Consider the following 13,473-nt stretch of genomic DNA (forward strand, 5'->3'; position numbering starts at 1 on the left):
TGCTGGCAGGCCGGGACTGTTGCAGACCGCCCTGTACGGCGAAACTAACCAATTTCAAATCATTATCTCATGTACCACGAACCAACTACTTTTCAGAGTTTCGTTCGCATCAGTGTGCCTGTACGTCGTTATCTGGGAACAATGATGGCCGTGGCGCTGTCCGCATTATTGCTGCTCGGGGAAGCAGCTGCGCAGCGCCCGCCCGCCGTTGTAACAGGCCGCGTAACGGACAACAAAGGCGAGGCATTGGTGGGCGTAAACATCAGGCTTAAAAATGGAACCGCCGCCACAAGAACGGATACGGCCGGCAATTTTAAGATCAGCGTTCCTGATACGCAGGGAACCCTCGTTTTTACCTACCTGGGCTTCAGCGCCACCGAAGTGCCCATCAGGGGGCGGTCGACTGTTTCCGCAACACTTGTGCCCGACATCACCGGGCTGAACGAAGTGGTCGTGCTCGGTTACGGAAGCTCGGCAAAAAAAGATGTGACCGGCTCCGTATCCCAGGTGCGCGTAGAGGATCTGCAAAAAGCCCCGGTGCTGTCGTTCGATCAGGCGCTTGCGGGAAGGGTCGCGGGCGTCCAGGTATCGTCTAACGACGGGCAGCCCGGAGCCGAAGGCATTAACATCGTTGTGCGCGGCGCAAACTCGCTGTCACAAAGCAATTCACCGCTCTATGTGATCGACGGCTTCCCGATGGAAGACCCGGAGAATATGTCCCTCAACCCTGAAGATATCAAGACGATCAACATCCTGAAAGATGCATCCGCTACTGCGATCTACGGTGCAAGGGGCGCGAATGGCGTGGTGGTGATCGAAACCAAACACGGGCAGGCCGGCGCCGCCCCGGCCATCACGGCAACGGCATCTTTCGGTTTCCAGGATGTGACCAAACGTATGGAACTGATGAGCCCCTATGATTTTGTGCGCTACCAGTTCGAGCGGGACGATCAAACCACCACCGATGCTTACCTGTCAAACGGGTTGACGCTGGAAGACTATAAGCGGACCTCCGGCATAAACTGGCAGGACCGTTTGTTCCGGCGGGCGCCCATGCAGGTTTACAATATTGCTGTGCGCGGTGGTAACGACAAAACGAAATATGCTGTTTCCGGCTCCGTATCGGATCAGGAGGGAGTGCTGATAAATTCCGGTCAAAACCGTTACCAGGGCCGGTTTGTTTTAGACCAGGCCGTTGGCAGGAAGGTGAACATGGGTATCAACGTAAACTACAGCCGGTTCAGCAACAACGGGCAGATCGCGGCGGCGGCAAATGCAGGGAACGGCGCAAGCAGCTACCTGCTATATTCCGTTTGGGGATCCCGCCCTGTGTCCGGGAAAAGCCTGGACCCGGCCACTGATGACCTTGGCGATGAGCTGATCGACGAGGATATCGATCAAACGATGGATTACCGGGTCAATCCGATCATATCGGCCGAGAACGAAATTCGAAAATCAATTTCAAACAATCTTATTGCCAATGCTTTTATTGCAATCGATGTCATTCCGGACCTGAAGCTCCGGATAAGCGGAGGCGTTGAAAATCTTATCCGGAGAAATACAAGTTTCTATAATTCGCTCACCTCACGTGGTACGCCATTATTCCCCAACAACACGCGCGGCCAGTTCGGCAGCGTGAATTACGCTGAAAGAAGCAGCTGGCTGAACGAAAACACGCTGACCTGGACCAAAAGGATCAACCGGTATAACCGGGTGGAAGTTTTGGGCGGTTTTACCATGCAGGGAACAAAAGCAGCAGGCTACGGATTTTTGTCGCAGAACGTGCCGAATGAGTCGCTTGGCGTCGCTGGCCTTGAACAGGGTATTCCCGGGTCAACATCTTCATCGGCTTCAGAGAACAAGCTCAGCTCGTTCCTCGGCCGGGTGAACTATAGCTACCGTTCCAGGTACCTGTTTACGGTGAGCTTCCGTGCAGACGGTTCATCGAAGTTTTCTCCTGAAAACCGCTGGGCCTATTTCCCATCTGCAGCTTTTGCCTGGAGGTTAAAGGAAGAGGGCTTTATGAAGTCAGCGGAATTTATCTCCGAAGCGAAGTTCCGGACCAGCTATGGCGTAACGGGAAACAACCGCGTGAACGATTTCGCCACCTTACCGGCGCTGACGAGCCCGGTAGGGGCTTCGTACTCCTTCAATAACGGAAGCCCTTCTACGGGCGTTATCCAGTCATCGTTAGGCAACTCCAGGCTCAAATGGGAAAATACCACCCAGATCGATGTGGGCCTTGACCTGGGCTTTTTGAACAACCGGATCATGTTCAACGCCGACATATACCGCAAAACGACTTCCGATCTGTTGCTGAATGCCAATCTTCCAACAACGACAGGCTTTTCCAACGTCTTCAAAAATATCGGGGAAGTACGCAACGAAGGACTTGAATTAACGCTGACTACGGTCAACGTCCGGTCAAAATCATTTTCCTGGAACAGTGATATCAATATCAGTTTCAACCGGAACAAGGTGATGGGGCTCGCGGAGAACCAGGATAATTTACTGAGCACGATAGGATGGGAGAACAGCTTCAATACAGTGCCCCTTTATATGGCCTCCCTCAACGGGCCCGCTGCAATGTTCTTCGGCTATCTCTCCGACGGGCTGTACCAGGTAGATGATTTCGACAAATCGGCCAGCGGCGTATATAGCCTCAAGCTCTCGGAACCCACGAACGGAATGGCAAGGTACCGCGTCCAGCCCGGCGATATCCGGTACAAGGATATCAATCTCGACGGGGTGGTGGATGAAAAGGACAGGGTTGTCATCGGGCGTGTACTGCCCAAACACTCGGGAGGTTTTAACAATAACTTCAGCTACAAACGCTTCGACCTGAATATATTCTTTCAATGGTCGTACGGCAACCAGATTTACAATGCCAACCGCATGATGTTCGAGGGCAACGTTAATAACAAGGCCAACCTGAATCAATATGCTTCCTACAACGACCGGTGGACAACGGATAACCAGGATAGCAAGATGTTCCGCACCGGTGGATACGGCCCGTCGGGTTATTACTCGGACTATTACCTTGAAGACGGATCGTTTCTCCGCCTGAAGACCGTATCACTTGCGTATTCCCTCCCTGTCAGGCTCCTGGGGCCAACCTTCGTGAAAAGTTTGTCGGCCACCGTTTCAGCCCAGAACATATACACCTGGACGAAATATTCCGGTATGGACCCGGAGGTTTCGGTACGGAACTCCGCGCTGACGCCGGGCTTTGATTATTCCGCTTATCCAAGGGCCCGGACGCTGGTCTTCGGCATCAGGGCTGGTTTTTAGTTCCTAAATAAAATAGCAACATGAAGTCTTTTTATATATCTCTCCTGGCATTTGCCCTGATCACACAAGGCTCCTGTAAAAAGTTCCTTGAAACGGAACCGAGCGATTTCCTGGCTCCTGAAACATACTATAACACGGAAAAGGAACTGATGTATGCGCTTACCGGTGTTTACGACGTACTGGGCAGTCCGGATCTTTATGGAGACAATGTTTTTTATCATTTCGATATCACCGACGAAGGGGTATACGGTCATGCCGGTGTTACTGCGGGCGTACAGGTGTATAATTTTTCCAGCTCAGACCCGATCGTAGCCGCTACGTGGAAAACGCTCTATAATGGTATCGGGCGCGCCAACCTGCTGCTGGAGAATATCGGCCGGCCGGTGATGGATGAGGATAAGAGGAAGGTGATCAAAGGAGAAACGCTTTTCCTTCGCGGCTATTACTATTTTCTGCTTGCGCAGATGTGGGGCGATGTGCCGCTGATCCTTCAAACGACCAGGTCTCCCGATGATACGCAGCGGCCGCGCGCCCCGCTTTCGCAGGTATACAGCCAGGTGCTGGCCGACCTTACGGAAGCAGAAACGCTTGTGCCCTCCATCAAGGCGGTGGGCTTCGGCGGGCGGGCGAATAAGTCGGCCGTACGCGGGATACTCGCGCGGGTATGCCTTTATATGGCCGGCTATCCGCTGAATGACAGGTCAAAATATACGGATGCCCGCAACTGGGCCAAAAAGGTGATGGACGATGCCGAGGCCGCGCATACACTGAATAACTCCTATAACCAGGTATTCATCAATCTTGCAGCGGACAAATATGACATCAGGGAAAGCCTGTTCGAAGTTGAATTCTGGGGAAACCGTTCGGATGCGTACACGGAAAGCGGCCGCCTCGGTTCGCGGAACGGCATCCGTTGCACGAATGTGGATACCGGCTACAGCCTCGGGCGCATCAATGCAACTCCCCGTTTCTACCATCGCTATGAGGCGCTCGATGAGCGCCGCGACTGGAATATCGCACCCTATATTTACGGCGGGACCGACAACGCTGAAAGAGAATACTGGCCGGAGAGCAATACCTGGCAACGAAGCTGCGGCAAGTACCGCCGGATGTACGAGGTGCTCCTGCCAAAAAGTACCAGTTTCACGCCGATCAATTACCCCATCCTGCGTTATTCAGATGTTCTGCTGATGTTTGCGGAAGCGGATAACGAGCTGTCCGCAACGCCATCACCTGAAGCTGTAAATGCGGTGAATCTTGTAAGAAGAAGAGCCTTCGGTAAAAATATTCATGGAGAAAATCTAAGCGTGATAACCGTTACGGATGGCGGCAATGGTTACTCTTCCACCAACCTCCCGGTTATTATGATAACGGGCGGTGGCGGCAGTGGTGCAACGGCGCGCGCAACGGTTTCCGGCGGCAGGGTCACAGCGGTCACCATAACCGACCGTGGTGCTTTCTATACTTCAGCGCCAACCATCACGATAACAGGCGGCGGTGGAACTGGTGCAACGGCGGTCGCGCAGATCACAACTCCCGGCGATGCGGATGTGCCGCCCGGCGATCACAGTTCACAAAACAACTTCCGCGCTTTCCTGCACGACGAACGCAGCCGGGAACTATGTTTTGAAGGCCTGAGAAAAGGCGACCTCATCCGCTGGCAGGAGTTCATCGCGGAGATGCGCGCGGCAGGCACCGAGATCAGCCAGATTGCCGCCTCGGCCTACAAATTTGAATCAAGGGCGGGCCTCAATGTTTCAGAAAAAAATTATCTGTTCCCCATTCCGACTAATGAGATGTCGCTCAACCGCGCCCTCGTTCAGAATCCGGGATGGTAATCACTCATTAACACTGATCAATATGAGATTCAAATATATCATAGCCGCTTTGTGCCTTGGGGCCTTTGTTTCCTGCGATAAAGAAAGTATCAGCGAACCCGGTTTCGACATAACCGGCTACAAGGTCACCTCCATTGTAGACACTTCGGGCAACGCGGTTAAGGAGGTCACGTTCAGCTTCTCGGGCGATGCAGCCGTCATTTCATTTTATCCCGGGCTTCTTGGCAACGATTATGCGTACAGGGAAGGGCGTGTTCTCGATGTAAAGGCATTGCTTTCGTCCTTTTCCACCACGCTTAACAATGGAACGCAGGAGAACCAGCTGTCAGTTTTGGTTTCCTCCGACTTTAACGGCACCTATGACATCGCAAACATCCGCTTGGCAACGTGGACCGATATTACCAGCCACTATGTGCTGAATACGAGGGGAGCCTCCGCATCCCTGCCGTCCGGAACGAAAGATATCAGGGAATTTGTTGTGGAGGGGAAGCCTCTTTATTATGCATACCGTTACATCTGCAAACCGCAAACGGAAAACGGGGCGAATTCCACGTGGCGCATCCGTGCTTTTTCACTGCAATCACAGACCGATCTGGGCGCTGCTTCACTTGCAACGCTTACCACTGCAGACTGGAATCTCATCAACGACGGAGCGGTGGTTGATCCCGGCCGCGGGGCGGTCATTGAAAGCTCCGGGGCCATCCGGTTCAATGGGAACCACATCAACAAGGAGGTGCAAACGGAGTCGTGGGCGATAAGCAAAGGATTCCTGATCACCAGGACCGATATGGGGCCGGACCGGCCTATCGCCATAAAAAGCGCCATTAATCCGCGCCTTGGCAGCTATTCTTTTAACTACACTACTCCCGGAACCTACAAGGCGGTATTCATCGCTACCAATGCAAGTTATGAAGGACAGTTACGCGTTGTCCGCGAAATCGATGTTATAGTTCCCTAAGCCGTTATTCTGTTTTTACCTTAAATAATTATATTATGAGAAAGAACCTGAATCCAGCCCCTGTAAGATCTCTGTTCTCACGCCCCGGGCGTAAACCGTTGAACGGCGGTTTACGGCGATGGCGCCCCGCGCATGTGGAAATGGCGGTTGTAGCCGCCATCGTATGCCTTACCGCGGTCTCCGCATGCCGGAAAGGAAACGGTTTGACAGAAGACCTCAATAGCAGCGGCCAAGCTCTTAAGCCCGAAGGGAAAGCGGTGGCGGCAGCGCAAACAGGCGCGGCGGTGCATACAAGCATTAAGCTGTTTGACGGGGGAACGGGCGGCTTTCATGCCTATCGTATCCCTTCTATCGTACGTACTACCAACGGCACGCTTATCGCTATTTGCGAGGGAAGAGCGGATAACGACAACGACTACGGTAATATCAACGTCGTCTGTAAAACATCTTCGAACAACGGCGTAACATGGTCTGCGCTCAAAACGATTGCGGGGGCAACCCTTGGCACATGGGGCAACCCCACGGCGGTTGTTGACTGGGACACAGGCCGGGTATGGCTCTTTATGTCCTGGAACGACGCTGACCACAGCGAAAACGGCAGCGGCGATACAGAACCGGTGGACACCTGGGGGGAAAGACGCGTTTTTTTAACGTGGAGTGACGATAATGGCGCAACCTGGGCCACACCTGTCGATAAAACCAGTATATTGCTGCCTTCCACGATGACCTGGGACGCCATGGGGCCCGGTGTTGGCATACAAACTACCGGAGGCCCGCATCCCGGCCGCCTCATTATCCCGGCCAGGAGGCGTAACATTTACAGCGACGACCACGGGCAAACCTGGCATTACCAGATCATCCCTGCGGGAACAGATGAAGGCACCATTGTGGAACTGGCAGACGGCACGCTTATGCGTAACGACCGGCCCGGGGGAACGCCCTGGGAGGCGGCCAAAAGGCGCCATATTTCTACCGGAACGATCGAAGGAGGTTTTTCAGCATTTACTCCCGCTTCCGCATTGCCCGATCCGCGATGTGAAGGCTCAATACTCCGATATGCCGGCGACCGTTCCCGTATTATTTTCCTGAATTCAGCCAGTGAAAGCACCCGTTATTACATGGTTGCCCGTGTAAGTTACAATGAAGGGCAGACCTGGTATGCCAGCCGGCGGCTGCACAACACCATTACGCCGGAAGAGGCGGCTGCGGAGGGGAAAGGAGGATACTCAAGCATGACCAAAACAGCCGACTTTGCCATCGGCGCTTTAGTGGAGCAAAGGGAAACACCTTCATCCTCAAACAGCAATTGGTCCATCGAATTTCAGAAATTTAACCTGACATGGCTTCTCAATGGGCAGCCTGAACCGTGATGAAAAACACATAACTGCTAAATACTGATCAATGAACCTGGTAAAAACCGGAAGCGCTCTTTTCTCAATAATGCTGCTTCTTACGTCATTTTCAAAGCCGGAACAACCGGATCCCAAGTTTCACCTTTACCTGCTCGTCGGGCAGTCCAACATGGCCGGCCGGGGGATCATCACCGCCGAATACAGCGGCCCTTCACAACCCAATGTACTGATGCTGGATAAAGAGGGTAAATGGGTAACGGCGTCGCATCCTTTGCATTTTGATAAGCCGGCCAGGGCAGGGGTAGGGCCGGGACTTGCGTTCGGTTTGGAAATGGCGAAAGCGAATCCTTCCGTACGGATCGGGCTGATCCCCTGTGCCGTGGGAGGCACAGCGATTGAATCCTGGCAGCCGGCAGCGATGGATCTCGCGACGAGGAAGTATCCATATGACGATGCAGTGGCCAGGTTACGCATAGCGATGAAGAGCGGCATGATCAAAGGCATTATCTGGCACCAGGGAGAGGCGAACAGCAAGGCTGAGCGGTCTGCCGGCTACCTCGAAAACCTGGAAACTCTCATCGGCCGCCTGCGCCAGGCTGCCGGGGATAACAACCTGCCCTTTGTTGCGGGCGAACTCGGGCATTACCGTGATAACTATCAATTGGTGAATGACCAGCTGAAACAGTTGCCGGGGAAAGTAAAAAACACTGCCCTGGCCGGTTCGGAAGGGCTTATTCACAAAGGAGACAAGACCCATTTCGATGCGGCGTCGGCTACGGAACTGGGCAAACGTTTTGCGGCGAAAATGATCCTCCTTCAACAATAGATGCCATCAAAAATATACTAACCAATAAGTCATATGAAACGAATAAAAGCATGTATCGGGCTGTTTATGCTGTTGAGCACGGCTGCCAGCGCCAAGGTGATCCTGCCGGCTGTCATCGATCACAACATGGTGCTTCAGCAAAAAACGAACGCCGCTCTATGGGGGAAAGCGCGCCCGGCGGCAAAGGTAAAGATCACAACCGGCTGGAATGGAAAAACGTACACTGTCCAGGCCGGAAACGACAGCCTCTGGCGCGTTTCGGTAAGTACGCCGGCAGCGGGCGGCCCTTTCAATATCACCTTCGACGATGGGGAAAAGCTGGTATTGAAGAACATACTCATCGGCGAGGTCTGGGTTTGCTCAGGCCAATCCAATATGGCTATGCCCGTTAAAGGTTTTCGCAACCAGCCCATAGAAGGTTCCAACGACTTGCTGATGAATGCGAAGAACCCCAATATCCGGCTGTTCCAGGTTACCCGTCAAATATCCGGCGAAGTCCAGTTCGACGCAAAGGCACGCCGCTGGGAAGAAGCGGATGTGGAGGGCGTAAGCGAGATGAGCGCGGTGGGTTACCTGTTTGCAAAGATCATCCGGGAAAAGCTGAACGTGCCGGTGGGCATCGTGCTTACATCCTGGGGCGGCACCCGCATCGAAGCATGGACGAGCGCCGCTGGTTTGCAGGCTTTTCCTTCGGTTAAGATCCCCGCTGCCGGCGATACTGTAAAATTAAATCAGAACAGCCCTGCCGTACTCTACAATGCAATGGTCAATCCCATTGCTGGTTTTAGTATCAAAGGGGTATTGTGGTACCAGGGAGAAGCCAACCGCAGGAACCACCAGGAGTATGCGCAAATGATGCAGGCTATGGTAGCGGACTGGCGCAAGCGCTGGGATTGCGGGGAATGGCCGTTTTATTATGTGCAGATCGCTCCGTACAAATACGAGAACGACAAAAGATCGGCTTATCTCAGGGAAGCGCAGCTGCAGGCCCTGAAACTGATCCCCAACTCGGCAATGGCGGTAACCGCCGATGTGGGGAAGGAACAATCGATCCATCCGCCGGATAAAATGACGGTAGCCACCCGGCTGGCTTACTGTGCGCTGGCACGGGACTATGGCATCAGCCAGCTTCCATACCAGGGCCCGGTTTACAAGTCCATGAAGATCAACAAAGACACTGTTGATCTCACCTTTGATCATGCCCAAAACGGCCTGTATGCGGGAGGGAAAGACCTTACCCTGTTCGAGATAGCGGGGGAGGATAAAGTTTTTCATCCCGCGGAGGCGAGCATAACGCAAAAGGGTATCCGCCTGCGGTCTGAGCAGGTGAAAAATCCGGTAGCGGTCCGGTATGCTTTTAAAGACTGGTTCACAGGCGAGCTTTTTAATACGGAAGGTTTGCCGGCATCTTCCTTCCGTACTGATAATTGGTAGGATGACCTTACTGTAAGGGCTTATTATAATGCCGGCAACATCGCCGGAAGATGACAAACCTCACGCCATGCGTGGGGTTTTGTTTTGTATGAAGCATGAGCGGTACATGATTCCCGGCCCTGTCGTAAAACACCCGGATAATGTCGTATACATACGCGGCCCGGTAAGCCTGATCAAAATACATTTGTAATGTACTTTCCTGCTTCAACAGGAAATAAAACTTTGCAAAATGAAAATCATCATTTATCTCGCGGCTTCCGCCAATGGAATGATCAGCAATAAAAGGAATGTACCGGATTGGCTGTCGCCGGAATACGGGGAGGGATTTATGGCCATGAGCCAGCGCACGCAGGCCGTGATCATGGGGAAAACGACCTACAACATCCTGTCGCCTGAATACCTGCCGCTGAAAGACGAAGGTTCGCTGGTAGTGCTGACGCATGATACGAACGCAACGCCATCCCAATCCAATGTACTGTTCACCGCCGACGGCCCGGAAAAGATCGTAGCACAACTCACGGCCAAAGGGCATACCGAAGCCGTGATCATTGGCGGCACGCAAACAGTCACTGAATTTGTTAAAGCCGGACTGGTGAATGAGATCATCCTGGTGGTAGAGCCGGTGTTATTTGGGAGTGGATTGCCCTTCGTGAGCGATGTGGAATTCGAATATCAGCTCGCGCTGGTGGACGTGAGAAAATTGAACGGTAACACGGTGCAATTGCATTATGAGGTAGGAGATAAGCGGGATTAACAGAAAGCGGACAACAGGGTGTTCAGGGAGGTCTTTAAAAGGATAACCGGTTTATCTCCTTTGGAATACCGGGCGAAATTTAATAAAGAAGCGATTTCCGCTTAGTGCGGAGTTGTTGTTTGGTTACTTCTCAATCGCTCTATTTGAACTGAAAACGCCCCTGCTTCCATCATTATTGTGCTCAAAAAAATATAGTTGGGAAACCGTGCTTTGATAAGCATCAGCTTGTATTTTTGGCATTCTGCATTTTCTAAAAAGCCGTCAGAAGAAGGATATTGTTGATAATCTCAAGGGAGGCATTTTGAATGCTTCGCAAGTTTTGTATCGATAAAACGGAAAAATATGAGCACATATGTACTAAGTTTTCAGGAGATCGACAGCACAAAATTAATGCTTGCAGGAGGCAAGGGCGCCAACCTGGGCGAACTCTCCGGGATGGAGGGGATACGGGTGCCGGACGGTTTTTGCATCACTACTGAAGCGTATAAAAAGATCACCGGGAACAACCGGGAGCTTCACAGCCTGCTGGATGAATTAACGCGTTATAAGGCGGAAGAAAGGGAGAATATCAGCAGGATCAGCGCAAAGATCCGCATGACTATTGAAAGTATGCCCATTCCGGAAGACATAACAGGAGAGATCGCTGGTTATCTCGCAAAGTTCGGTGAGAAAGATGCTTATGCGGTGCGGTCCAGCGCTACGGCGGAAGACCTGCCGGCGGCTTCCTTTGCAGGCCAGCAGGATACCTATCTGAACATTACCGGGAAGGAAGAGATACTGAAACATATCAGCAAATGCTGGGCATCGTTGTTTACCGCCAGGGCAGTGATCTACCGCCTGCAAAACGGCTTTGATCACGGGAAAGTACTGCTGTCTGTGGTTATTCAGAAGATGGTCTTCCCCCAGGCGGCAGGGATCTTATTCACCGCCGATCCCATCACTTCCAACAGGAAAGTATCATCCATCGACGCCAGTTTTGGATTGGGCGAAGCCCTCGTGTCCGGCCTGGTGAATGCTGATAACTATAAAGTGCAGAACGGCCGGATTTTAGATAAAAACATACCTGCCAAGAAGCTGGCTATTTACGCTTTAAAGGACGGCGGCACGAAAGAACAGGCGCTAGCACCTGAAATGCAGAACAGGCAGGCGCTGACAGACGAACAGATACTGCGGCTCGAACGCCTGGGCAGAAAGATCGAGGCGCATTTCGGTCGCCCGCAGGACATTGAATGGTGCCTGGCTGACGATACATTTTATATTGTCCAGAGCCGGCCGGTTACCACGCTATACCCGGTCCCTGAAACAAACGACCAGGAAAACCACGTATATATATCCGTAGGCCACCAGCAGATGATGACCGATCCCATCAAGCCGCTGGGACTATCCTTTTACCTGCTAACCACCCGCGCACCCATGCGTACAGCCGGCGGAAGGTTGTTTGTTGACGTTGCGCCCATGCTGGCCCGGCCAGCCGGCAGGAAATCGATGATAGACACCCTGGGGAAAATCGATCCGCTCATAAAAGACGCGCTCACCACCATCATAGAGCGGGGAGATTTTATCAAAACATTACCGGATGAGGATAATGCACCCGGCGGCAAAGGCTCTCCGATGGTGGATTACGGGACATTGGCAGACCACGATCCGGCAATCGTTTCTGAGCTGATCAGGCATAGCGAAACATCGATAAACGAGTTAAAGGATGCCATCCGGTCAAAATCGGGGCCAGAGCTGTTTGACTTTATCCTGGAAGACCTTCAGAACTTAAAGAAGATCGTCACCGATCCGCAAAGTTTTAGTGTAATCATGACTGGTATGAACGCGTCATCATGGATCAATGATAAAATGAAGGAGTGGCTGGGAGAAAAGGGCACGGCAGACACGCTTTCCCAATCGGCGCCCGGCAATATTACTTCAGAAATGGGCCTGGCGCTGCTGGACGTTGCGGACGTGATCCGCCCTTACCCGGAAGTGACCGGTTATTTACAGCACGCAAAAGACGATCGCTTCCTCGAGGAGCTGGCTAAGTTTGAAGGCGGGCCCGAAGCCCGGGATGCAATCCAGGCTTATCTTGATAAATACGGAATGCGCTGCGCCGGGGAGATCGATATCACCAAAACCCGCTGGAGCGAAAAACCGGCTACCCTCGTACCGATGATCCTCAGTAATATCAGGAACTTTGAGCCCGGCGCCGGCCACCGGAAATTTGAGCAAGGCCTGCAGGAGGCGCTGGAAAAGGAACAGGAGCTGCTGCACCAGCTGAAACAATTACCGGATGGGGAGCAAAAAGCCCGGGAAACAAAACGGATGATCAGCCTGATCCGGAATTTCATCGGTTACCGTGAATACCCCAAGTACAGCATGGTGAGCCGTTATTTCGTTTATAAGCAGGCGTTGATGGAAGAGGCCGGCCGGCTCGTGCAGAACAACGTTATCCACGAAAAAGAAGACATTTATTACCTCACTTTTGAAGAGCTCCGGGAAACAGTTCGCGCCAATAAACTGGATTACCGGCTCATCAGCCAGCGGAAAGAGGAATACCGGTTATATGAAAAGCTGACCCCGCCGCGTGTTATCACTTCCGACGGTGAAATTATAACGGGAAAGTATAAACGAGAAGCTCTTCCGGCCGGCGCTATCGCAGGCCTGCCTGTTTCTTCCGGCATTATAGAAGGGCGGGCGCGTGTGATCCTGAACATGGAAGATGCCAGGCTGGAAGAGGGGGATATATTGGTCACGTCTTTTACCGATCCCAGCTGGACGACCTTGTTCGTATCGGTAAAAGGCCTGGTCACCGAAGTGGGTGGGCTGATGACGCACGGAGCGGTGATTGCGCGGGAATATGGCCTGCCGGCGGTTGTGGGCGTGGAGAATGCCACCAGGCTGATCAAAGACGGGCAGCGGATCCGGGTGAATGGAACAGATGGATACGTGGAAATACTGTAACCGGGCTGTTTCGCAGGATATCATCACAAAAAGCCGCTATGAAGCGGCTTTTTATATCGGTTCGTTTATAACAT

At 52.6% G+C, this 13,473-nt stretch carries 8 protein-coding genes; all 8 read left to right on the plus strand.

Going from position 1 to position 13,473, the window contains the following annotated elements; genetic code table 11:
• The first annotated feature begins 69 nt into the window (after positions 1-69).
• A complete protein-coding gene (locus ACTJIK_RS14755) occupies positions 70-3,291 on the plus strand; it encodes a SusC/RagA family TonB-linked outer membrane protein (protein WP_440647358.1) in 3,222 nt (1,073 codons plus the stop codon).
• Between the two features lie 20 nt (positions 3,292-3,311).
• A complete protein-coding gene (locus tag ACTJIK_RS14760; protein WP_440647360.1) occupies positions 3,312-5,129 on the plus strand; it encodes a RagB/SusD family nutrient uptake outer membrane protein in 1,818 nt (605 codons plus the stop codon).
• Positions 5,130-5,151: 22 nt separating this feature from the next.
• Positions 5,152-6,087 (plus strand): DUF5017 domain-containing protein, encoded by a 936-nt coding sequence (locus ACTJIK_RS14765; protein WP_440647362.1) that lies wholly within the window; start codon positions 5,152-5,154, stop codon positions 6,085-6,087.
• Positions 6,088-6,122: 35 nt separating this feature from the next.
• Entirely contained in the window at positions 6,123-7,457 is a 1,335-nt protein-coding gene (locus tag ACTJIK_RS14770) for a sialidase family protein (protein ID WP_440647364.1), read from the plus strand.
• Between the two features lie 31 nt (positions 7,458-7,488).
• Positions 7,489-8,265: a sialate O-acetylesterase gene (locus ACTJIK_RS14775; RefSeq protein ID WP_440647366.1), complete on the plus strand. Its 777-nt coding sequence runs from the start codon at positions 7,489-7,491 to the stop codon at positions 8,263-8,265.
• A 33-nt stretch (positions 8,266-8,298) separates the two neighbouring features.
• On the plus strand, positions 8,299-9,699 hold the full coding sequence (locus tag ACTJIK_RS14780; protein WP_440647368.1) for a sialate O-acetylesterase: 1,401 nt from the start codon (positions 8,299-8,301) through the stop codon (positions 9,697-9,699).
• Between the two features lie 229 nt (positions 9,700-9,928).
• The gene (locus tag ACTJIK_RS14785; RefSeq protein WP_440647370.1) at positions 9,929-10,453 is read left to right on the plus strand and encodes a dihydrofolate reductase family protein; all 525 of its coding nucleotides are present in this window, start codon (positions 9,929-9,931) and stop codon (positions 10,451-10,453) included.
• A gap of 342 nt (positions 10,454-10,795) precedes the next feature.
• Entirely contained in the window at positions 10,796-13,399 is a 2,604-nt protein-coding gene (gene ppsA, locus ACTJIK_RS14790; RefSeq protein ID WP_440647372.1) for a phosphoenolpyruvate synthase, read from the plus strand.
• Positions 13,400-13,473: the final 74 nt, after the last annotated feature.

The sequence above is a fragment of the Chitinophaga sp. 22620 genome (assembly GCF_052044405.1).
Lineage (GTDB): Bacteria > Bacteroidota > Bacteroidia > Chitinophagales > Chitinophagaceae > Chitinophaga.

Bases quoted from the DNA above. Each gene is read 5' to 3' on its own strand.
- ACTJIK_RS14775 (WP_440647366.1), top strand. From the start codon at position 7,489: ATGAACCTGGTAAAAACCGGAAGCGCTCTTTTCTCAATAATGCTGCTT.
- ACTJIK_RS14760 (WP_440647360.1), top strand. From the start codon at position 3,312: ATGAAGTCTTTTTATATATCTCTCCTGGCATTTGCCCTGATCACACAA.
- ACTJIK_RS14765 (WP_440647362.1), top strand. From the start codon at position 5,152: ATGAGATTCAAATATATCATAGCCGCTTTGTGCCTTGGGGCCTTTGTT.
- ACTJIK_RS14785 (WP_440647370.1), top strand. From the start codon at position 9,929: ATGAAAATCATCATTTATCTCGCGGCTTCCGCCAATGGAATGATCAGC.
- ACTJIK_RS14755 (WP_440647358.1), top strand. From the start codon at position 70: ATGTACCACGAACCAACTACTTTTCAGAGTTTCGTTCGCATCAGTGTG.
- ppsA (WP_440647372.1), top strand. From the start codon at position 10,796: ATGAGCACATATGTACTAAGTTTTCAGGAGATCGACAGCACAAAATTA.
- ACTJIK_RS14780 (WP_440647368.1), top strand. From the start codon at position 8,299: ATGAAACGAATAAAAGCATGTATCGGGCTGTTTATGCTGTTGAGCACG.
- ACTJIK_RS14770 (WP_440647364.1), top strand. From the start codon at position 6,123: ATGAGAAAGAACCTGAATCCAGCCCCTGTAAGATCTCTGTTCTCACGC.